The organism is Vibrio sp. 1557 (genome assembly GCF_033340175.1).
Lineage (GTDB): Bacteria > Pseudomonadota > Gammaproteobacteria > Enterobacterales > Vibrionaceae > Vibrio > Vibrio alginolyticus.
The window spans coordinates 319,267-338,825 of sequence record NZ_JAWOVZ010000002.1 but is presented as its reverse complement, the minus strand read 5'-3'; the positions used below and the strand labels follow the sequence as shown (position 1 = coordinate 338,825).

Below are 19,559 nucleotides of genomic sequence, written 5' to 3'. Positions count from 1 at the left end.
CAAATTGAAAATGCCACGCGTGCCAAGTCCCTCTTAAACGCTTTGTTATGCCGTTACTTTTTGTTTTAACTGAACTTCTACCGCTTTTGAACCGTCGGAGAGTATGAAAAAGTCTGAATCAAAACGTTGAACCACATTAAAGCCTAGTGCCTTAAAAACAGCGACATTACCTGTTTGCTCAACACACCAAACCGAGACTGAGTTAATACGCTTAAACTGTGTAACAACGAAATCGACGAGCTTTCTAGCTACACCTTTTTGGCGAAAACTTGGTGCAACTGCTAACGAGCTAAGCTGTAATTCTGAGCCAACCTGTTTAGCTTCAACTACTCCAACTAAAACCTCATCAACACGGAAGCCAAAACAACTCCACTCACTTTTGGCACTGTTTTTATTGCTAACTGCGAGCTCAGTTGGCCTGTAAACTTGACGAAGTTCGTCGAAGCAACGCTCTGACAGTTCAACCACAGATTTTTCATTTGCATCAAGCTGCTTGATCATCAATTTCACCTTAGGCATAACGCCCTGTTAAGGGGTGAGCAACGCAATACCAAAGCCGCCGCAAACCACCTTAAACACTAAAACCAACGCATAGTGAAAATGCCACGCGTTGCGAATCCCTCTTGAACAGTTTGTTAGTTGCCAGACCCAAGGCTTTGATTTGAGGTTTATTACCGCTTTGCCAACACGACCTTTACGTATTTTGTAAAACTCAAATCAGGCGCAGTTTCAAAGCGACTGCCACTGAAACCACTTGGAACCCGCAACGCCGTAGAAAACGAACTGACAACACCAAGAAGACCTTTTGGAGAAACAATGCCACAAAGCTGACTTTCAACAAGCTAATTAGCGTCTGAAACAGAAACCCCAAACCGCACAAGGAACCAAAGCACGATTTTCACAAATCCAAATAACTAAAAATTGAAATACGAAAACCTAGCCAAAAACGCGCGGACATCAGCCCTAAACATTCTGCTTTAGATACATTTTTCCTCGTTGGCAACTAACGCCCTGTTAAGGTGTGAGCAACGCAATACCGATGCTGCCGCATACCACCTTAATCACTTAAAACAACGCATAGTGAAAATGCCACGCGTTGCGAATCACTCTTAAACAGTTTGTTAGCTATGTTTTTCCAACGCCTCTCGGAGTTTAGCTATCGTATATTGACTGTAGACTTTAATACCATTGCGCTCTAACAATGCAGTGGCTACCCCTGAACCATCGATTTTAATCCCGTTGAATGTGCCATCATAAATTTTTGAACTGCCACAGGAAGGACTGCCTTCTGCAAGAATCGCGTACTTTATTTGCTGGTTTTTGCAAAGTTCCAAAGCCTTTTCTGCCCCACTTACAAATTGTTCCGTAACATCGATGCCATCATTTCCAACAACGTTTGCCAAACCATCCAGCACATCAACACCTTTACCAGTAATAATTTCAGCTGGTGCTCTAGGAATAGGTAAACCTGCTGATACTTCGGGGCAAAAAATCACTAGTTCTGTGTATGACTTTAGCCAGAGCAACTCAGGCTCTGGGATTGATAAACAGCTCGCATTGTATCTAACGTTGTTTCCAACCAAACATGAACTAACGAGAACTTTTACCACTGGAACTCCTTTATATACGAGAAATAGCTAACGCCGCATTAAGGTGTGAACAACGCGACCACGAAATTTAACCTTACTACCGTAAACACTGCACTCAATGGCGGAATGAAAAATGCCAAGCGTTGAGAATCACTCTTAAATGCTTTGTTAGCATGCTTAACTAGCGTAGAATACCGCTGTTTATTAATTCGGTCCTTAATCATGCAAGAACAGCAAGAACAGCAAGAACAGCAAGAACAGCAAGAACAGCAAGAACAGCAAGAACAGCAAGAACAGCAAGAACAGCATTTCAATACATGGGAGTTAGGTCAAGAAATAAATGGCAGAGTATTGAGTGTTATCTATGCTAAAAAAATCGACGAATTTATAATTTATAAACAAGAAAATGACCTTCAAGCATCATATAAAATAACTGAAAAAACATCACCCAATTACAAGTATGTAGTCCAAAAGTACGCCGAATATTGCAACAAAGTTAATACCTTGAAAACATTTCATGGGAAAGTGCAGAATTATAATTCTTTAAATCAAGTGTTTTCTTCATGTATGAATAATTTAGAGCAAGACCATAAGACTATAGACTCGATATTCGCAACACTAGATTCAGAATTAATAAAATCTGATGATTTTGTAAAAATAATATATGCAACAAATAGTAACTACAGTGTTTTTTTAGATAAAGATGGAATAATTCGGACAAAATATTTTATTGGTGATTTTAATAATGCCGTATCTGTAGAGCTAGCTGACTGTCAGTATAGAGCTAAGAAATTGGAATCATTAGCTAATAAACACCTGAAGAACACTGATTTGCAATTAGCCCTAGATAGAATAGCGATTGCGTTGTGCCACGCATTAAAGCTAGCATTTATGAAGCAGCAAGTGTCTTCTGACACTATTTTTCATGATGTTGAACGCAGCTTGCACTCTCAATTTACTGCGAGATTAAGGCTTCAATTTATGAGTTCAGTTATCCTTTTCACACTATTTTTTGGGGCGTCAATACTCTATGCTCTGAATAATAGTTTTAAAGACAGTATTTACGTACTTTCAATGCTTTTTGCTTTATTGGGTAGCTTTGTTTCTATAATACAGCGCCACAACTCGATAGAAGTAACCACTAATATGCACCCAGTAACAGTTGGACTTGAGTCATTTTCTCGGTTATCGATTAGCCTAGTATTTGGAGTCGTATGCGTACTATTGGCAAAATCTGAGCTGGCTTTAGCTACATTTAACACCAATAATCATGCACTTTTTATTTTTTCTTTCTTATCAGGGTTTTCAGAGCGCTTTATGCCAAACATGTTGAACAACATACACAAAGAACAAAGAGCTCGAAAGGCTCATGATTAATTTGCTTGCTAACGCCGCGTTAAGTGGTGAGCAACGCTACCACCCAACCTAAACCATTGTGCCATAAACACAAAAGCCGATTCGAACTGAAAGTGCCAAGCGTTGTGAATCCGCCTTGAACGCTTTGTTATGTGCGTTTTTACAACTTGCGATCTAAACGCTTTTCAATCTGACGCCTTTCCCATTTTGCACCAAACAAATTAAATACTTCAAAGGCATTTAGACCATGGTTTATAATTCCTATTCCCCAACCCATTGCTGGCCACCAAGCCCAAATATAGCTTGAGTCGGTTAATAAGTTTATTGCGAATAGTAAACCGATGACCAACACGTATGTCATTAGGTGCGAGTAAAAACCTTTGATTGCCCTTACTTGGTCAATAACTGTTTGCTCTTCGTCGGTGATTCTTACTTCATTTGTCATTTCCTGCTCCTGCTGAAGTTCTGAGACATTTGTTTCAAAGACAGCAGCTAAACATTTTAATGACTCTAGACCAGGCTTATGACCTCGCTCTATTCTCTGAATAGTACGAATGCTCAAGCCACTTAAGTCAGCCAATTGCTCTTGGGACCAACCGTGTTTTAGTCTGAGTTTTCTTACAACCATTACGAAAATCCTTTCTGCTGTACCGACTTAGAAACTAACAACATCCTATCAAAGAAACAACGTCACGAACGCGACACGCATATGACAATCTAAATATTTCAATAAGTTACAGAAGCACATAACGCCGCATTAAGGTGTGAGCAACGCTTTCACAAAACTTGACCATACCACCTTAAACACGAAACCTAACGATGGAATGAAAAATGCCAAGCGTTGGGAATCACTCTTAAATGCTTTGTTAGCTTTTGTACGCTACGATGTCAGCATTTTCTAGTTGATATCTTTGTAACAACACCATCGCCCTTCCAGAAACTAAGAGTAGCCCATCATTTGTTACGCTAAAATCGTCTTTACCGATGGTTCCGGATACTTGGAGCCACGAAAAACGAGGTAAAGTACACTCTGGATACAATTCTTCAAATACGTCAGAAATAGATATTTCAGCCACTTCCAGATTGTATCCTGACAACTGCGATGAACTTAAGGCCGTTGCTAAACGTTCAGTGACTAAAAAGCATGGAAATGAAGTCAATAAATCATCACCTAACCACCCATCAAACTGAAAATGCAGCTTTTCTATTATCGGTGGATGCAAATCGAAATTTGCCAAAGTATTTTCACCCAAGCTCCCAGGAACTTCTGGTTCGATCAAATATTGACTCACTTTATTCTCCCAAAGAAAGCTAACGCCGCGTTAAGGGGCAGCAACGCGCTACCACCAAACTTCAATTTACCACTATAAACACAAATACCAAGATTTGAGCCAAACTCGCCATGCGTTGACTGTCCCTCTTGAACGCTTTGTTATGTGGCTTTGCCTCGAAGACCAATTAAGTTACCGAATGGGTCTTCTACTTGGCACATGAAAAGCCCACTTTCGATTTCCATTGGACCACGATAAAGATACGCTCCGAGAGCTTCGAAGTGAGCTAAAGCAGCAGATAAGCTGTCGACAGACCAATAGATAACAGTACCATTTTTACCCGAACCAACCTTTTCATCTGCTTGGACAATTTCTAAGGAAAACCCATTTAAATCTAGTACAGTAAAATCGACGTCAGAGTGATAAATTGGAACTGCTTCAGGAAAGGCTTTCTTATACCATTGAAGCCCTTTTTCCACATCTGGAACATGAACAAGAACTGCTGATGGAATCATAATTTCTCTCCTGCCACATAACGCCTTGTTAAGGTGTGAGCAACGCAATACCGAAGCTTCCGCATGCCACCTTAAACACAAAACACAACGCATAGTAAAAATGCCACGCGTTGCGAATCACTCTTGAACAATTTGTTATGCGTTTTTTAAAAGTTCGACGAACTCTTGTTTGCGAGGCTCACCGCTAGAGATATGAACAACTACAGTATCTCTAAGTTCATAGTAAGGATGTAATGCTAAATGTTTTGCAAACCAAAAGACTTCTGACAGCGGCTCATCATCGTGCCAAGTTGTTACAACCAAATTTGCATCATTCAAATCGCTATCTCCGACGTAAGTGATATTAGCTATATCTATAGATGTATCCCAAGAACTGGCATTAACACCCCAAGCTAAAGCATATAAGCAACCACCCTCGACTAGCCAAGAACTCAATTTCGATTGCCAACTTTCAGCTACTGCTTCCTCAGCCACAATTATGCAGCGAAACTTCCCAACCTGAAGTGCGGGAATATGTGAAGCATCTTTTTTTAAGTGAAGATATTCCATATTACCTCTGAAACGCATAACGCCTTGTTAAGGTGTGAGGCGCGCAATACCGAAGCTCCCGCATAACACCTTAACCACTAAAACCAACGCATAGTAAAAATGCCACGCGTGCCGAATCACTCTTGAACAATTTGTTATACATTTATTCCGCCGCCTCTCGAAGCCAACTATCTAAGGACTCACGCGGATTTAACCTATATGCTCGTTCAACGTTTGTCTCGTCTGGCGGCATGATTTCTGCGTTGATATAAAGTTTATTTCGACAATTTAAGCTATCTAAGTAACCTTCAATATCCAAGCGCTTAAGAGTCGACTCCATCGCAGATAAAAGAACTGCCGTAGTCTCTTCACTAAAACCACATTCAGCACTCACATTGTCCAAAAGTAGTTCAACATCTGAGAAGTATTCATCGCAGAAACCAAACAACGGTGAGTCTGCATATGACCATTTTATTTCTTCTTGGTCTTCAGAGGATGAAGCTTCGGTTTGCAACAGCTCGTCAGACCAAGCCGAAAATATAGGTCGATGCCCCTCTCCAGTTGTGACCAAAGCTACGTAATAGAAGTGATGCTGCTTAAACTCAGACGACAACCTTACTATTATTGATTTGGTCGCCTTGTAGAGCATATTTTCTAGTTGTATAAGTTTCATATTGCTCCAAATGTATAACGCCCTGTTAAGGGGTGAGCAACGCAATACTGAAGTCGCCGCATACCGCCTTAAACACTAAAATCAACGCATAGTAAGAATGCCACGCGTTGCGAATCCCTCTTGAACAGTTTGTTATGTGTGTTAGTTGATGTTTCTACTGATAATTTTAGCTAGAAACGTAATTAGCCCACGCTCTTCATACCCTGCATGAGACGATATTGCATAGTTACGAAAACCAAAAAACACACCAATTAAACCACAAGCTATTCCAAGCCATTCAAACCAGTGAATTCGACGCATGAAGATCGACTCAAAAGCTTGTGAAAAAGCACTAGCGCTCATTTCTGATGCCTTGCTCTCAAGAAATGCAGGAAAGCCGAAGTAGAAGATGAGGAAAGATATAAACCCGAAGCAAATTGCAGCCCACCAAGGTAACCTAGCCGCTATATAAACTGAGTCACTGACTATCGCAGAACCGTTTGATCTTCGCCTGTAACGTCTTCCCATGATTTCCTCCGAACACATAACGCCCTGTTAAGGGGTGAGCAACGCAATACAAAAGCCGCCGCATACCACCTTAATCACTAAATTCAACGCATAGTGAAAATGCCACGCGTTGCGAATCCCTCTTGAACAGTTTGTTATATGCGTGGCTCAAGGGGTTTCATAACTTGCAGACTTGTTAGTCAACGACTTTGAAGCTAATAAAACACAAGCTCTTTTCTGCCGGATATATCTTTCGCAAAATCCATTTGAGCATGAACACAAATGGAAGATTTTCTGCTTTTGCGTGCTTTCTTTTGAGTTTATCAAAGTTCACATGCTCAACACCGACAATTTCTAGTCTACAGATTTTCCGCTCATCTTCGTGAGTAAATGCTTCAACAACCTGCCCTGGGTAATAATGGCTTTCAGATTGATCCCTAATCGTTGCAGTCTTTTTACCAGAAAGAATCTGGCGCTCAAGCCTTGTGAAAAATGTAATTTTGCTCACCATTAAACACCTGCTTCCTTACAGATTCTTCCAAGCATATAACGCCGCATTAAGGTGTGAGCAGCGTTTGGCTATACTTGAGCGAAGCGAAACTGCCAAGCGTTGCGAATCACTCTTAAATGCTTTGTTATATGCAATTTCACACGCCTAGCTTTTCAGATAGTTCTGCGAAAGCCATTTCAATACTTTTGCCTGCCGTGTCTATTTTGATTACATCGGCTTTCCAAGCTTCGTAATGGCGGTTCTGCACTTGTTTCCAGTCAGGTAACTTTAGATTTGTTACTTCACTTCTACGAGTGATAACTCTTTGTTCGTGTTCGCTGCTATCTGAGCAACTAATTTCAATATTGATGAATTTAGCCCCCACACTTTCTGCGACTTCCTGCCACTCACGTCGTGTAAGCTCGATAGGATTACAAGAGTCTGAGATACAGCTAATCCCAAGCTCTAAGTTGTCTCTGATTATACGGTAGCTTAAACGATACCCTTCACCTTCAACTTTGAAGTTACAAAGATCTCGAAGCCCTTGCTCTACTGTATCAATGCGAACATACGTAGCACCCGCTTTAGTCGCTAACAGCTTAGCAAGAGTCGATTTACCTGAAGCTGGGAGACCCGAAAATATGTATAAAATAGGATAATTCAATTGACCTCCATTCCTTGCATATAACGCTCTGTTAAGGGGTGAGCAACGCAATACCGAAGCTGCCGTATACCGCCTTAATCACTAAATTCAACACATAGTAAAAATGCCACGCGTTGCGAATCCCTCTTGAACAGTTTGTTATGTGAATTTTAGCCGTGTGCGTCGATACTATCTTTTGGGGCTTCTGAACGTATGTCCATGCCATAGTCTCTGATGACACCCGCAACTCTGAGTCTGTAGCTTTCAAAAACACCACTACGACCTTTTAATTGAGCAAATCGATGAGATTCCAGATTACGCCACTCTTGAATTGCTTTTTCGTCACGCCAAAATGACAAAGATAGAACCTTGCTGTCATTTGTTAGACTTTGGAAACGTTCGATTGAGATAAAACCATCAATATCTGATAGCTGCGGTTTTAGTTCACTTGCAATATCTAGATATTCAGAAGTTTTACCCTCTGCTACCTGTACTTCAATAATTACTGCGATCATAACTCACTAGACTACGACTAATATATTCGAGCATTTTACCGAATTGGAGATGCTGTAAATATGAGTTGTAGCAAGAAGTTAGAGATTAGATTCTGTGATTTTTCGCCATTCACATAACGCCGCGTTAAGTAGTGAGCAACGCTACCACTGAACCTAAGCTATTGTGCCATAAACACTTAAGCTGAATAGAACCAAAAATGCCACGCGTTGCGAATCTGCCTTAAACGCTTTGTTATGTAACAATATCTTCTAAGCAATAAATCCGATCAGCATACAATTTACCGCCAATTTTGTAGGCGTTTGGTACTACTGTTTTGAGAGCAAAGCCACTTTTAATGAGCACCTTCTCTGAACCCACATTACCTTCTGTAACTACTGCGCTAAATTCCTGAATCGCTTGCTCATAGAAAGCCCAATTGATTAATGCTTTCAATGATTCTGTACCAAACCCGAGACCGTGATATTGAGGAAGAATTAAATACCCAACATCTGCAACGCCATCGATAAGGTGAAAGCCAGTGACACCAATTTTTTCACCAGTTTCCCGTACAGTCATTGTAAGGCATAGCCAGTTTTTTGAAGCTTTAGACCACAGAGGAAGCCTTGAATCAAATCTTTCTTTTATTTCTAAAGGCGATGGTTCATCGAAACATAAGCTAATAACAGCAGGCTCACGATGTAAAGACTCAAATAGTTCCCAATCTTTGTCCGTAATTTGAGTCATTTTCAGTCTAGTCGTAAGTATTTCCATGCTCGACCTTTCCTTGTTACATAACGCCGCATTAAGGGGTGAACAACGCATTCCACCCAAACTAAACCATTGTGCCGTAAACACTAAAGCTGATTCAAACCAAAACTGCCAAGCGTTGTGAATCCCTCTTGAATGCATTGTTAGTTGCCAAACCCAAGGCTAAGATTTGGAGTTTATTACCGCTTTGCCAACAATGATTTTGCGTGCTTTGAAAGACTCAAATCAGGCGCGGTTTCAAAGCGCCTGTCACTGAAACCACTTGGAACAAACAACGCCGTAGAAAACGGGCTAACAACACCAAAAAGCGCCTTTGGACAAACAATGTTACAGAGCTAACTTTCAACATATAAACCGGTTTCTGAAATATAGAGTCCAACCACAAAAGAAACCAACGCACGATTTTACAAACCCAAATTACTAGAAGTTGAAATACGAAAACCGAGCCAAAAACACACGGACCTTAGCCCTAAATATTTTGTTTTAGCTGCGTTTTTCTCGTTGGCAACTAACGCCTTGTTAAGGTGTGAGGCACGCAATACCGTAGCCTCCGCATACCACCTTAAACCCTAAACCTAACGCATGGTAAAAATGCCACGCGTGCCGAATCACTCTTAAACAGATTGTTAAGCATCTATTCCGTTGCACTTTCCATTATCATGTCTAAAAGATTATCAAAAACGATTGTTACATCATTGCTCATGTAACTATAAAACTCTTCTTGCGTAGAAAATACTCTTTCCACTTGAGCTTCAGTTAAACGATGAGACATCTGTGTTGATTTACTCACACCAACAAACACCGTTGCCTTATTACCCAACTCTATTGCTACGTTCTCAATTTTTGTCGCAAGTTCTATAGGAATCCAGATTCGCTTTAAATCAAAGCACGAACGAAAATCACCGATCGAATCATATAAATCTTGTGCTAACTCTGGAGTTTGAACATAAGAAAGATCACGAGAAATGCTCTTAATCTTAACCAACTTCCCATACACTAATTCGATAGATTCAAGCGACTTAGCATTATAATCAGCAAGTTTTATTTGATACTTTATATTACCACGCTCCATTTCACTTTTAATATCCCCAATATCTTTAGCCAACTTCTTTTGTTGATCTAGTAAAGTCGTAAAGTTATTGTTCGTTGTGGTAATTTCCGCTTGTTTCTTTATTCGCGTACCAAGATATGCACCAAGACCGGTACAAATAAAAAGAATTAGATAAGCCCAACTATCAATTAATTGATAATCGACCACTTCCTTCACAATATCTACAACTTGTTGTTTATCCAAAATTTCCTCCTTTGATGCTTAACGCCGCGTTAAGTGGTGAACAACGCCTACCACCAAACCTAAACCATTGTACCTTAAACACTAAATTAAACTTAAACTGAGATCGCCAAGCGTTGTGAATCCGCCTTAAACGCCTTGTTATACGCGTTTCAACTTGGTTTAAAAGCTACCAGCTAAGAAGTCTTCTAGATAGGTCAATGAAGCTCCATCTCTAACTGATAAAAAAGCTTTGTTTTGCAAATTTAACTTAATACCAGAACTCCAATCGCCCCAACGTTCCTCGCTGATTCTACTTTTGCTGTACAAATATATTTGTTCATTGCACAAATCGAGGTAATTGAAAATCAGCTCTCTCACATCACCTTGGGCTATGTGGTCCTTACCTATCAGGATATCAACAGGAATATTTTGTATTATCTGCCGATATTGTTGGTCTATAGAATTTTCAAACTCTGTCTGCGCAATATTTTGTGTAACTTTCAACTGTTTAAGCGCGAATAAAACACCGATAGCAGTGATAACGACCGAGACCAAGCCGATCACTGCGCCTACACTCGTAGCAATATCTGCAATATCGCTCCATGGAATCTTGTCTTTCATAATCTCAACTTCTCATTAGCGTATAACGCCCTGTTAAGGTGTGAGCAACGCAATACCGAAGCCCCCGCATACCACCTTAATCACTAAATTCAACGCATAGCAAAAATGCCACGCGTTGCGAATCACTCTTGAACAGTTTGTTATGTGCGTGATTGAAACCTACTCTACACTTGGCTCCGGTAAAACTGGTGGTGTACTGTCCATATAAGTTAAAAAGTTTTCCCATAACTCGTGCGTTCTTTGCTTAGTTAACTTAGTTTTGCACGATATCGCCATAACTCCACGAATAGTTCCATCACGCCATTGCGTATAAACCGAATCACAGTGAGAGGACATATATGCTTGCCAATCCTGTTGAGCAAGCTTAATTGCTGCGATCAGTTCTGGGTCATGAGAGTTGTGCTCAAAGCTAGTGTTTAGATATTTGTCTAATTTAACTTGTGCTGACTCTAGTTCAATAGCAGTACATTGGTTTATCTCGATTGTGGTCATCGCATTATTACAGTCAATGGACTCTTCTTCAGCAAGAGCACCAAATGAAAGACTAGCTAATATGATGATTAGACACTTATTCATCGTTTTCTCCTAAAGCACATAACGCCCTGTTAAGGGGTGAGCAACGCAATTCAAAAGCCGCCGCAAACCACCTTAAACACTAAAATCAACGCATAGTGAAAATGCCATGCGTTGCGAATCCCTCTTGAACAGTTTGTTATATGCCCGAACTCATTGTGTACTCTGGGTGTCCGGTATGCTCATCCAATTGTTCGCTAACTACTTTAAACCCTTGGGACAAATAGAACTGATAACTAGCCTGATTATCCTTGTATACAGAAAGGCTTAATACTGCTCTTTGAGCTTTAGCATGACTCAATAGTTGCTTACCAATGCCTTTACCTTGAAGCTCAGGGGACACGAATATAGCAGCTAAGCTATTTTCATACAGTGCGTAAAAACCGACTACTTTCGACTCTGCTTCGTAAACGTAAGTGTCTGAAGCTGGAATGTAGAGATTGCGCATGTTCTCCACTTGAGATTCCCAGAACTCAGCTGAGATGAAATCATGAGCTTTAACTGAAGCATTAAGCCAAATCTCGAGAACTGAATCCATGTCATTTTCGTTGTACTTTCTTATCATTTTAAAGCTCTAGATAGCCGAATTTATCGGGGCAATATAACGCCTTGTTAAGGTGTGAGGCACGCAATACCGAACCCTCCGCATAACACCCTAACCACTAAACCTGACGCATAGCAAAAATGCCACGCGTGCCGAATCACTCTTGAACAATTTGTTAGCAGTTTTTTCTACACAAAATTATGCTTTTATCGCATACACCGTTATGTGGTTTGAAGTTTCACGCTCATAGACACTGACATGAAGCACTTGGAACCCTGCTTTCTCTAGTTCAACAACTAGATCACTTTCAGAGGTAACATGACGATATGGACTGCCATCCCTATAAGTTTCATAGCTAATTTCATTTTTAGAGCACAAGCTACTGACAAAAAATACCCCGTTTTCAGACAGTGAACGATAAACATGACTCAAAAATATGACTCGATCTGCACCGATAATGCAATGCAAGCAATTACCGTCAATAACAACATCATAACGTTCTGGAAGTTCAAGAGACGCTACCGTTAGGTCCGCTAAATAATAATTACCCTCGACTCCTGTTGCTCTGGCTTTTTCCTTTGCCCATTCAATTGCGGTTGGTGAAATATCTATACCTGCCACCTCAAAGCCTAACTTCTGGAAAGCTCTGCAATGATGTCCTTCACCGCAACCTAGTTCGAGCAGTTTACCTTGCACCGTTCGTTTAAATAGCTCGAGAAAACGCTCAACTAAAACTGCTTTAGACATTCGCTCGTTGCCACCCCAACCTTCCCAGCCAGCTTCGCGAGCTTCAACATACATGTCTTCATGAACTTGGTAGTTTTGTTTCATATTCATCCTTGACTGCTAACGCCCTGTTAAGGTGTGAGCAACGCAATACCGATGCTGCCGCATGCCACCTTAAACACTTAAACCACCGCATAGTAAAAATGCCACGCGTTGCGAATCACTCTTAAACAGTTTGTTATAGCGCTTTGCCGTTTACAAGTGACCAATGATGAGGCATTAATTCTCGTATAGTTTTGAAAACCAATGCATTCTCTGGAGTCGTAATTGCTGCTTTGACATCCCCACCCCAATGGACAAGGCGCTCTTGGCAAACTCCGCATGGTGACAAGATTAGAAATTCATCGTTCTCGCTCTCACGACACAAGCATAATGAGTGGGTCACTCGCTCATTGAGTTTGTGAGCCTCTAAATACGCTCCCACTTCCATGCATAGTGAAAGAGTATCGTTTTTAGTATCAGGAGCAATGCTTGTTAATATTTTTCCTGACTCTGTTCTAACAGCCGCAGCTCCACCCCAACCAGAAGGATATCGCATATTTACTAGTTCTATTGCTGCTTGATAGAGCTCTTTTTCGATATTATCCATGACCATCCATATTCAATTTTATCGAGCGCTATAACGCCTTGTTAAGGTGTGAGGCACGCAATACCGAAGCCTCCGCATACCACCTTAACTACTAAACTTGACGCATAGTAAAAATGCCACGCGTGCCGAATCACTCTTGAACAATTTGTTATGTGTCAGATTTTAAAGACTAATTTTTTTTGAGCAATAAGTTCAACATCTTTGAGTGGTTCATATTTCCATTTTGACAACGCTTCTACAGCTGCCTTTTCAAAGACGCCCTTTGGGGCGGATTCAATTACAACAATATCAGTCACATCCCCTTGCTTATTGATGTTAAACGTCATGACCACATATCCTGATAGGTTGCTTTCCACTGCAACTTTGGGATATCTCGGAAGTACAAACTCTGTTGGCTCTAGATCTAAATATTCAGATGAGAGAGTGTTTTCTATAGAACTTGAACAGCCTGTTACTAAAATCAAGATAAATAGTTTCAAAAATCTCATAATCTTTCTCTGACACATAACGCCTTGTTAAGGGGTGAAGCACGCAACACCGATGCTACCGCATACCACCTTAATCACTTCAGCCAACGCATAGTAAAAATGCCACGCGTGCTGAATCCCTCTTGAACAATTTGTTATACGCGTTCTAGCGGTTGTACTTAACCTTGTTCAAAACTTCTTTTAGTTCATGCGTTTTCTCAAGGTTTACACCGTGAATATTGGCTAAAGCACAAACATAATACAAGACGTCATATAACTCTTCTGCGATTGAACCTTTAAGTTCATCTAGCGTTGGTTGCCCACTTTTACCTTTGCGAATAGATTCCGATAATTCGCCAACTTCTTCGATTAATTTTAAAAAATAGTGTCCAGATTGCTCTGGCGCATAATCGAATTCTTTTATATGACTTTGTAACTCAGATAACTTCATAACGTCCTTTTTGTATCATTTTCCATAAAGCGTATAACGCCGCATTAAGGGGTGAACAACGCATTTCACCCGACCTAAACCATTGTGCCGTAAACACTTAAGCTAATTCAAACCAAAACTGCCTAGCGTTGTGAATCCCTCTTAAATGCTTTGTTAGTTGCCAAGCCTAAAGCTTTGATTTGAAGTTAAATGCAGCTTTGCCAACACTAACTTTACGTACGTTGAAAAAATAAAATCAGGCCAAGATCCAAAGCGCCTGTCACTGAAACCACTTGGAACAGATAGCGCCGTAGAAAGCGGACTAACAACACCAAAAGATCTTTTGAGAAGACAATATTACAAAGCTGACTTTCAACAAGTAAATCGGTTTCTGAAGCAGAAAATCCAACCACAAAAGAAACCTGAGAACGACTTTCATAAACCCGAACGATTCAAAATTGAAGTACGAAACCCCACCAAAAACACACTGACTTTAACTCTAAACATTCTGTTTAAGCTACGTTTTTCGCCTTGGCAACTAACGCCCAATTAACGTGTGAGCAGCGCATACACTGAACTTGAACACTGCGCTGTAAACACTTAACTCAACCCGAAGTGAGAGCGCCAAGCGTTGCGAATCACTGTTGAATTGTTTGTTATGTTTTACCACAAGTTACTGACTTAATTGAGAAAGAACTACTATTTCTGACTAGTTTTCTGAAGCAAACCACAAGGCTATAACCAACTTGGCCGCCAAAAGCGACTAACCCAAAACCAGTAATTCCACTTCCCTGCCCAATGAGGCAACCCAACTAAGCTTCAACAAACGCCCTATCTTTCCAACCAAAGCGCAAAACAATGGTAATTTGCCGAGGCAACTGCCAAGCTGAAATGCTGCTTGGTAATGAACCTGAAAGCGACTTTGAGCCAGTTAAACAAGAAGCCGACTGCCACGACCTGACAATGAAGCAACCCGCGAACATTGGCATGTTTTACGGGCTGAGAGATGCAAGAACTTAGACCGACAATGCGGATTTGCTGAGTCTACTAGGGACGGACTACCAGAGGGACAAAGAACTAGAGCCTAAGAGCTTTAAGTCTTTGAATTTCAACTAAACATAACGCCCTGTTAAGGGGTGAGCAACGCAATACCAAAGCCGCCGCATACCACCTTAAACACTAAAGCCAACGCATAGTAAAAATGCCACGCGTTGCGAATCCCTCTTGAACAGTTTGTTAGAGCGCAACTCACAGATTGAACAGAACTTTCAAAAGAGAATTTACCAAGGAAGAGATCCCTAGAAATAGAACTAATGGCAAACCTATCGCTATTATCAGTTTAAACTCTACAAACTGACCTACAACTGCATCACCATATCTACCACCCAGAAACTTTCTCGATTCGTCTCCAACTGTAGATTTCACTTCATCTGTGACCGTCTTACGATCTTTACCGATTAATTCTTTAAACAACATAAAGCCGAAGGGAGCGATAATAATGCCGGCGATAAGATATGACATGTATTCAATTATATCGGTCATATTCATATTTCTTCTCCTGCGCTCTAACGCCCTGTTAAGGGGTGAGCAACGCTAACCACCTTACTGAAGCATTGACACCGTAAACACTTTTACTAAATTTAGCATCAAACCGCCAAGCGTTGGGAATCCCTCTTGAACAGTTTGTTATGCCAATTTTCCGCGCTGGGCATAAGCATCATTGATCATTAGAAGCGTATGATGCATCCGCAATTTGGATTGAGCATACAACGCCTGTACTTCAGCGAGCGAGAAGAAGTTTGCGCGGCCTATTTCATGACTAAATTTTGGCTTTATTGCTTGGTTTTCCACTTCTGTAACCCAAACGTGACGTAATACTAAGTCACCGTCATCAAAACGTCCCACATAAGTGTTTAGGTAGGTATCTAAAACAACTTCTAAACCTGTTTCTTCTACAATTTCTCTAAGTGCAGCTTCTTGAGGAATTTCTGTAGATTCAACACTGCCTGATGGTATATGCCATAAACCTTTCTTAGAACCGGTTAGTTCTTGAACCAATAGCACTTCATCGTGTTGGTTAAAAATCACAGCTCCAGCAGCTTTTGCTGTAACCTCGATATGATGCTGAATTCCATATTGCATCTAGATTCGTCCTTATCGTATAAAAGTGGCATAACGCCGCGTTAAGTGGTGAGCAACGCATACCACCTTACTTAAACCATTGTGCCGTAAACACTTAAGCTGAATCAAACCGAAAATGCCGAGCGTTGGGAATCCGTCTTAAACGCTTTGTTATATTGATGACGTTAGGCTAAATTTGAGATTTTATGCCTAACGTAATCAGGGCTGATGCGACACCGACAATAATACTGACTAACGCTGTAAAAAACCTTTCAGAACGCTTCGCTAGCAGTTCATCAAAGTACAGTTCGGTTTTGGCGGTCATTGTGAAAACACAGTTACTTTTACCACCAGTATTATTGAAGTTATTAACCTTTTCTACACCGGTTGCCTTAGCATAAAGGATTGAAGCTAGTAACTTTTCTTCATGTAGTTTACCCTCTGAGTTTCTAAGTTCGCAGGCAACAAAGCCATTAGTTATCAGGCTTGCTAATGGAAAATAGTCTCGATAATCACCAAACTTTTTCTTAATAAATGGCTCTAACTCCTGAAGGGTAATTTCACGAGAATTAATGATTAACTTGAGTAATTTATGGCTGCTTAATTTCAAAATTTCCCCTAGATATGAAGAGCAATATAACGCCCTGTTAAGGGGTGAGCAATGCAATACCGAAGCCGCCGCATACCACCTTAAACACTAAAACCAACGCATAGTGAAAATGCCACGCGTTGCGAATCCCTCTTGAACAGTTTGTTAGGCGACATTTCTACGTTTAACTTCTTTCTCATACGAAGATTCGTTGTATAGCCAAATAGCCCAAAATGCGAAAAACATCCCGATCGTGTAAATTGAGTAATTAAGAGCATTATCCGATAAGAAAATCGTAATGCTTGCCGCATCAGAAGATGGATAAAGGAAAATAACATTAAAAATCATGTACAAAATGGCTGTGACGAAAGTGGTTCTGAAAAGCCAATTTAAACATCCTTTCTTTCGCGATTTTTGCCAATTATCAAATGCTTTACCATTCATTAATCCACTCCTTTTCAATTAACTGAAGCTAGATTCACGCCAAGGTACTATCACTACTCTATCGTTTATCTCATGTCGCCTAACGCTTTCTATACGGCGATTTGCCGTTTTTCTGGCAGGCTACCGCCTTCTTTCTTATCAAAAGCGCTATCAATCGTAGCACTTATATGCATGAAACAAATAGAAAAACAGTATGAATATGTGTGGTGGCGCGCGCAATTAGGCGGCGCACAGCACGCTAATTTCAAAAGTGGTGATACATTAACGGAGCTGTATAAATAAACAGGTTAATTTATCATGAAAAGTCAGTTTTTACTTAGTGTAAAAGAGCACATGCTTACTCGTCATTATGCGAATAAAACTATCGAAAGTTATCTTTTTTGGATAAAACGTTTTATCACTTTTCACCAGCTCGCCCACCCCTCAACACTAGCAGAAGATGATGTCATTCAATTTCTGAGTTACTTAGCGGTAGAAGAAAAAGTTGCGGTAAAAACGCAAGCTTTGGCGCTGAACTCAATATCATTTTTATATCGTGATTATTTTAAAACCCCACTATCACTTGATATGAGATTTCAGAAATCCTTGACCGAAAAGAAACTTCCCGTTGTGTTAACCAGGGAGGAGATCCGAAGATTCGTTCAGCATATCGACCCGAGGTATAGACTCCATATTCAGCTACTTTACGGCTCCGGGCTTCGAGTTATGGAATGTTTACGCTTAAGAGTTCAAGACATCGATTATGATTATGGTGCAGTTCGCGTTTGGCAAGGAAAAGGAGGTAAAAATCGTACAGTCACATTAGCCAAAGAACTACATGAACCACTCAAAGCTCAAGTTAATTTAGCAAGAAACTACTACTTTAAAGATAGGCACATGCCTGGTTATGCGGGCGTATATATCTCTGAAGGTTTACGACGTAAATACCCAAAAGCGGAGCTAGATTTTAACTGGCACTTTTTGTTTCCATCAACAAAGTTAAGCGCAGATCGAGACACTGGTGAACTCAGAAGGCATCATATCAATGAAAGCGCAATACAAAGAGCTGTAAAGCGCGCGGCAAGCGACGCAAGCATTGAGAAAACTGTAACTTGCCACACACTAAGACACAGTTTTGCCACGCATTTATTGGAATCTGGCGCAGACATTAGAACTGTTCAGGAACAATTAGGGCATACTGATGTAAAAACCACGCAAATCTACACTGCAGTTCATCATGTCAACCACAAAAGTGCGCCGCAATTAGTGGAATTAAAACAAACAATTTAAAATCAATATGTTACAACAGGCTGCATCACATCTACTTGCTCATCTTAAATTCTTGAATGATCACAGCAAACCCTAAATCTTCAAAATTGCATGCTTAATTTGCCCCACTACTGCCCCAAATTTGCCCCATTTTTCTATACTACTAGTCTCCTTTCATTTGGTTTCAAACATCTGTATGCCAACAGCTCCATCACACATGTGAACGTTAATGTTAGTTACTCAGCTCAGCAGGTTGGGCGGGAACTGAAGAAGATCCAATGATCTTCTTCAGCTCATTTCTGGACAGAAACTTTAGGGCTGCAATGCAGAGCATTGCCTTCAGTAAAAAACCTTGAAGCCTTATTGTTGTATGAATTATTACAGCGTGTTGAAGTTTTTGATAACTCGGTAAACAATTTCGGTGTTAGTAGCTTTGATTACCTCAAGCCTAGCACCTGCATAACCAATGACATTACTATCACTCAAATCATACTCAACTTCCGTACTGAACGCAGAGCGTGCCATATTATTATTAAATTCACGGTAGCTGATCTTCAGTTTGTCACCAACACGCCCACTGTAAATTAATGTGCGTCGGAAACTATCATTAGTTAGAAAATCTTCTTTTTTACGCGATGTTTCGATATCACCGCAGATATCTATATCTGCTGGTCGAATGATACAAAATTCCCCCGTGCCTTTATTAAGCTTTAGAGTCGCTGTAGATGCAGGAGAAGACACCAACAGGCCTGCGTAAATACTAAAACCTGAAGCTATATCCTGCGTAAAGTACTCATAATTAGCATCTTCACCAGATTTAAAAAGTTTACCCGGAACAACTTTATAGGCAGCTAGCCCTGTCTCTTTCTCGATATAAAGAACATCTCTTTTGGTTGCTATTCCTTGATCAAGTAATGGCTCACCAAGCCCTGAAGAAACTTTACTATTAAGCTCAGGGATGCTGAACGCAGTTCGCTCTGGAACGTAATTGTATTTAGGTGTACTACAGCCAGCAATAAGTAAAGGGAGAGCTAGTAACGATAATTTTTTATACATTTTA

Annotated in this window: 28 protein-coding genes; 3 read left to right on the top strand and 25 right to left on the bottom strand. The window is 40.5% G+C overall.

Going from position 1 to position 19,559, the window contains the following annotated elements; all coding sequences use genetic code 11:
• Positions 1-45: 45 nt before the first annotated feature.
• Both R7070_RS04910 and R7070_RS04900 read right to left on the bottom strand, forming a co-directional pair.
• Positions 46-501, bottom strand: coding sequence for a GNAT family N-acetyltransferase (locus R7070_RS04910; RefSeq protein WP_021822375.1), 456 nt, complete (start codon positions 499-501; stop codon positions 46-48).
• Positions 502-1,121: 620 nt separating this feature from the next.
• On the bottom strand, positions 1,122-1,610 hold the full coding sequence (locus R7070_RS04900; RefSeq protein WP_256900135.1) for a DUF523 domain-containing protein: 489 nt from the start codon (positions 1,608-1,610) through the stop codon (positions 1,122-1,124).
• A 201-nt stretch (positions 1,611-1,811) separates the two neighbouring features.
• Between R7070_RS04900 and R7070_RS04895 the strand changes: the two genes are divergently transcribed.
• The gene (locus R7070_RS04895; protein ID WP_318141155.1) at positions 1,812-2,966 is read left to right on the top strand and encodes a hypothetical protein; all 1,155 of its coding nucleotides are present in this window, start codon (positions 1,812-1,814) and stop codon (positions 2,964-2,966) included.
• Between the two features lie 139 nt (positions 2,967-3,105).
• Here the strand turns inward: R7070_RS04895 and R7070_RS04890 are convergent, their stop codons facing one another.
• From R7070_RS04890 to R7070_RS04805, 18 genes are all read right to left on the bottom strand, one after another.
• The gene (locus R7070_RS04890; RefSeq protein ID WP_256900133.1) at positions 3,106-3,573 is read right to left on the bottom strand and encodes a helix-turn-helix domain-containing protein; all 468 of its coding nucleotides are present in this window, start codon (positions 3,571-3,573) and stop codon (positions 3,106-3,108) included.
• Between the two features lie 238 nt (positions 3,574-3,811).
• Entirely contained in the window at positions 3,812-4,237 is a 426-nt protein-coding gene (locus R7070_RS04885) for a hypothetical protein (RefSeq protein WP_074190742.1), read from the bottom strand.
• Positions 4,238-4,377: 140 nt separating this feature from the next.
• A complete protein-coding gene (locus R7070_RS04880; protein ID WP_025768999.1) occupies positions 4,378-4,731 on the bottom strand; it encodes a VOC family protein in 354 nt (117 codons plus the stop codon).
• 135 nt (positions 4,732-4,866) lie between these two features.
• Positions 4,867-5,280: a hypothetical protein gene (locus R7070_RS04875; protein WP_008081713.1), complete on the bottom strand. Its 414-nt coding sequence runs from the start codon at positions 5,278-5,280 to the stop codon at positions 4,867-4,869.
• A 142-nt stretch (positions 5,281-5,422) separates the two neighbouring features.
• Complete coding sequence (locus R7070_RS04870; RefSeq protein ID WP_017634602.1) at positions 5,423-5,932, bottom strand: DUF4303 domain-containing protein; 510 nt, start codon at positions 5,930-5,932, stop codon at positions 5,423-5,425.
• A gap of 141 nt (positions 5,933-6,073) precedes the next feature.
• Positions 6,074-6,439 (bottom strand): hypothetical protein, encoded by a 366-nt coding sequence (locus R7070_RS04865; protein ID WP_029790596.1) that lies wholly within the window; start codon positions 6,437-6,439, stop codon positions 6,074-6,076.
• Between the two features lie 175 nt (positions 6,440-6,614).
• Complete coding sequence (yqfB, locus tag R7070_RS04860) at positions 6,615-6,929, bottom strand: N(4)-acetylcytidine aminohydrolase (RefSeq protein ID WP_318141154.1); 315 nt, start codon at positions 6,927-6,929, stop codon at positions 6,615-6,617.
• A gap of 136 nt (positions 6,930-7,065) precedes the next feature.
• On the bottom strand, positions 7,066-7,572 hold the full coding sequence (locus tag R7070_RS04855) for an AAA family ATPase (protein ID WP_318141153.1): 507 nt from the start codon (positions 7,570-7,572) through the stop codon (positions 7,066-7,068).
• A 149-nt stretch (positions 7,573-7,721) separates the two neighbouring features.
• Positions 7,722-8,066, bottom strand: coding sequence for an antibiotic biosynthesis monooxygenase (locus R7070_RS04850; protein ID WP_318141152.1), 345 nt, complete (start codon positions 8,064-8,066; stop codon positions 7,722-7,724).
• Positions 8,067-8,298: 232 nt separating this feature from the next.
• Complete coding sequence (locus tag R7070_RS04845) at positions 8,299-8,817, bottom strand: GNAT family N-acetyltransferase (protein ID WP_054574715.1); 519 nt, start codon at positions 8,815-8,817, stop codon at positions 8,299-8,301.
• A 631-nt stretch (positions 8,818-9,448) separates the two neighbouring features.
• Positions 9,449-10,108 (bottom strand): hypothetical protein, encoded by a 660-nt coding sequence (locus tag R7070_RS04840; protein WP_258478078.1) that lies wholly within the window; start codon positions 10,106-10,108, stop codon positions 9,449-9,451.
• A 159-nt stretch (positions 10,109-10,267) separates the two neighbouring features.
• Positions 10,268-10,708, bottom strand: a complete 441-nt coding sequence (locus R7070_RS04835; RefSeq protein WP_318141151.1) for a hypothetical protein — start codon at positions 10,706-10,708, stop codon at positions 10,268-10,270.
• Between the two features lie 159 nt (positions 10,709-10,867).
• The gene (locus tag R7070_RS04830; RefSeq protein ID WP_017821968.1) at positions 10,868-11,284 is read right to left on the bottom strand and encodes a lysozyme inhibitor LprI family protein; all 417 of its coding nucleotides are present in this window, start codon (positions 11,282-11,284) and stop codon (positions 10,868-10,870) included.
• A gap of 136 nt (positions 11,285-11,420) precedes the next feature.
• Complete coding sequence (locus R7070_RS04825; RefSeq protein WP_031776680.1) at positions 11,421-11,846, bottom strand: N-acetyltransferase; 426 nt, start codon at positions 11,844-11,846, stop codon at positions 11,421-11,423.
• 177 nt (positions 11,847-12,023) lie between these two features.
• The gene (locus tag R7070_RS04820) at positions 12,024-12,662 is read right to left on the bottom strand and encodes a class I SAM-dependent methyltransferase (protein ID WP_042524094.1); all 639 of its coding nucleotides are present in this window, start codon (positions 12,660-12,662) and stop codon (positions 12,024-12,026) included.
• A 127-nt stretch (positions 12,663-12,789) separates the two neighbouring features.
• The gene (locus R7070_RS04815) at positions 12,790-13,200 is read right to left on the bottom strand and encodes a cytidine deaminase (protein WP_031781297.1); all 411 of its coding nucleotides are present in this window, start codon (positions 13,198-13,200) and stop codon (positions 12,790-12,792) included.
• Positions 13,201-13,355: 155 nt separating this feature from the next.
• On the bottom strand, positions 13,356-13,688 hold the full coding sequence (locus tag R7070_RS04810) for an energy transducer TonB (protein ID WP_318141150.1): 333 nt from the start codon (positions 13,686-13,688) through the stop codon (positions 13,356-13,358).
• 145 nt (positions 13,689-13,833) lie between these two features.
• Positions 13,834-14,118 (bottom strand): MazG nucleotide pyrophosphohydrolase domain-containing protein, encoded by a 285-nt coding sequence (locus R7070_RS04805; RefSeq protein WP_025794344.1) that lies wholly within the window; start codon positions 14,116-14,118, stop codon positions 13,834-13,836.
• Between the two features lie 837 nt (positions 14,119-14,955).
• Between R7070_RS04805 and R7070_RS04800 the strand changes: the two genes are divergently transcribed.
• On the top strand, positions 14,956-15,117 hold the full coding sequence (locus tag R7070_RS04800; protein WP_318141149.1) for a hypothetical protein: 162 nt from the start codon (positions 14,956-14,958) through the stop codon (positions 15,115-15,117).
• A 228-nt stretch (positions 15,118-15,345) separates the two neighbouring features.
• On the opposite strand, the gene R7070_RS04790 is transcribed toward R7070_RS04800, so the two are convergent.
• The 4 genes from R7070_RS04790 to R7070_RS04775 form a co-directional block, all read right to left on the bottom strand.
• Positions 15,346-15,645: a hypothetical protein gene (locus R7070_RS04790; protein WP_158163333.1), complete on the bottom strand. Its 300-nt coding sequence runs from the start codon at positions 15,643-15,645 to the stop codon at positions 15,346-15,348.
• A 138-nt stretch (positions 15,646-15,783) separates the two neighbouring features.
• A complete protein-coding gene (locus tag R7070_RS04785; RefSeq protein WP_021485023.1) occupies positions 15,784-16,239 on the bottom strand; it encodes an NUDIX domain-containing protein in 456 nt (151 codons plus the stop codon).
• Between the two features lie 169 nt (positions 16,240-16,408).
• Entirely contained in the window at positions 16,409-16,828 is a 420-nt protein-coding gene (locus R7070_RS04780; RefSeq protein ID WP_318141148.1) for a hypothetical protein, read from the bottom strand.
• A gap of 144 nt (positions 16,829-16,972) precedes the next feature.
• Positions 16,973-17,251 carry a hypothetical protein gene (locus tag R7070_RS04775; RefSeq protein WP_020840791.1) on the bottom strand — a complete coding sequence of 93 codons (279 nt, stop codon included), beginning with the start codon at positions 17,249-17,251 and terminating at the stop codon, positions 16,973-16,975.
• Positions 17,252-17,548: 297 nt separating this feature from the next.
• On the opposite strand from R7070_RS04775, the gene R7070_RS04770 reads away from it, so the two are divergent.
• Positions 17,549-18,520, top strand: coding sequence for an integron integrase (locus tag R7070_RS04770; RefSeq protein ID WP_318141147.1), 972 nt, complete (start codon positions 17,549-17,551; stop codon positions 18,518-18,520).
• A 357-nt stretch (positions 18,521-18,877) separates the two neighbouring features.
• Here R7070_RS04770 and R7070_RS04765 read toward each other — a convergent pair whose 3' ends face one another.
• Positions 18,878-19,555, bottom strand: coding sequence for a hypothetical protein (locus tag R7070_RS04765; RefSeq protein ID WP_318141146.1), 678 nt, complete (start codon positions 19,553-19,555; stop codon positions 18,878-18,880).
• Between the last annotated feature and the right edge of the window lie 4 nt (positions 19,556-19,559).

Coding starts and splice junctions, on each gene's coding strand:
- R7070_RS04850 (WP_318141152.1), bottom strand. CDS start 8,066: ATGATCGCAGTAATTATTGAAGTACAGGTAGCAGAGGGTAAAACTTCT.
- R7070_RS04790 (WP_158163333.1), bottom strand. CDS start 15,645: ATGAATATGACCGATATAATTGAATACATGTCATATCTTATCGCCGGC.
- R7070_RS04785 (WP_021485023.1), bottom strand. CDS start 16,239: ATGCAATATGGAATTCAGCATCATATCGAGGTTACAGCAAAAGCTGCT.
- R7070_RS04805 (WP_025794344.1), bottom strand. CDS start 14,118: ATGAAGTTATCTGAGTTACAAAGTCATATAAAAGAATTCGATTATGCG.
- R7070_RS04845 (WP_054574715.1), bottom strand. CDS start 8,817: ATGGAAATACTTACGACTAGACTGAAAATGACTCAAATTACGGACAAA.
- R7070_RS04910 (WP_021822375.1), bottom strand. CDS start 501: ATGATCAAGCAGCTTGATGCAAATGAAAAATCTGTGGTTGAACTGTCA.
- R7070_RS04770 (WP_318141147.1), top strand. CDS start 17,549: ATGAAAAGTCAGTTTTTACTTAGTGTAAAAGAGCACATGCTTACTCGT.
- R7070_RS04890 (WP_256900133.1), bottom strand. CDS start 3,573: ATGGTTGTAAGAAAACTCAGACTAAAACACGGTTGGTCCCAAGAGCAA.
- R7070_RS04875 (WP_008081713.1), bottom strand. CDS start 5,280: ATGGAATATCTTCACTTAAAAAAAGATGCTTCACATATTCCCGCACTT.
- R7070_RS04800 (WP_318141149.1), top strand. CDS start 14,956: ATGGTAATTTGCCGAGGCAACTGCCAAGCTGAAATGCTGCTTGGTAAT.
- R7070_RS04775 (WP_020840791.1), bottom strand. CDS start 17,251: ATGAATGGTAAAGCATTTGATAATTGGCAAAAATCGCGAAAGAAAGGA.
- R7070_RS04895 (WP_318141155.1), top strand. CDS start 1,812: ATGCAAGAACAGCAAGAACAGCAAGAACAGCAAGAACAGCAAGAACAG.
- R7070_RS04820 (WP_042524094.1), bottom strand. CDS start 12,662: ATGAATATGAAACAAAACTACCAAGTTCATGAAGACATGTATGTTGAA.
- R7070_RS04830 (WP_017821968.1), bottom strand. CDS start 11,284: ATGAATAAGTGTCTAATCATCATATTAGCTAGTCTTTCATTTGGTGCT.
- R7070_RS04765 (WP_318141146.1), bottom strand. CDS start 19,555: ATGTATAAAAAATTATCGTTACTAGCTCTCCCTTTACTTATTGCTGGC.
- R7070_RS04870 (WP_017634602.1), bottom strand. CDS start 5,932: ATGAAACTTATACAACTAGAAAATATGCTCTACAAGGCGACCAAATCA.
- R7070_RS04835 (WP_318141151.1), bottom strand. CDS start 10,708: ATGAAAGACAAGATTCCATGGAGCGATATTGCAGATATTGCTACGAGT.
- R7070_RS04810 (WP_318141150.1), bottom strand. CDS start 13,688: ATGAGATTTTTGAAACTATTTATCTTGATTTTAGTAACAGGCTGTTCA.
- yqfB (WP_318141154.1), bottom strand. CDS start 6,929: ATGGTGAGCAAAATTACATTTTTCACAAGGCTTGAGCGCCAGATTCTT.
- R7070_RS04815 (WP_031781297.1), bottom strand. CDS start 13,200: ATGGATAATATCGAAAAAGAGCTCTATCAAGCAGCAATAGAACTAGTA.
- R7070_RS04865 (WP_029790596.1), bottom strand. CDS start 6,439: ATGGGAAGACGTTACAGGCGAAGATCAAACGGTTCTGCGATAGTCAGT.
- R7070_RS04880 (WP_025768999.1), bottom strand. CDS start 4,731: ATGATTCCATCAGCAGTTCTTGTTCATGTTCCAGATGTGGAAAAAGGG.
- R7070_RS04825 (WP_031776680.1), bottom strand. CDS start 11,846: ATGATAAGAAAGTACAACGAAAATGACATGGATTCAGTTCTCGAGATT.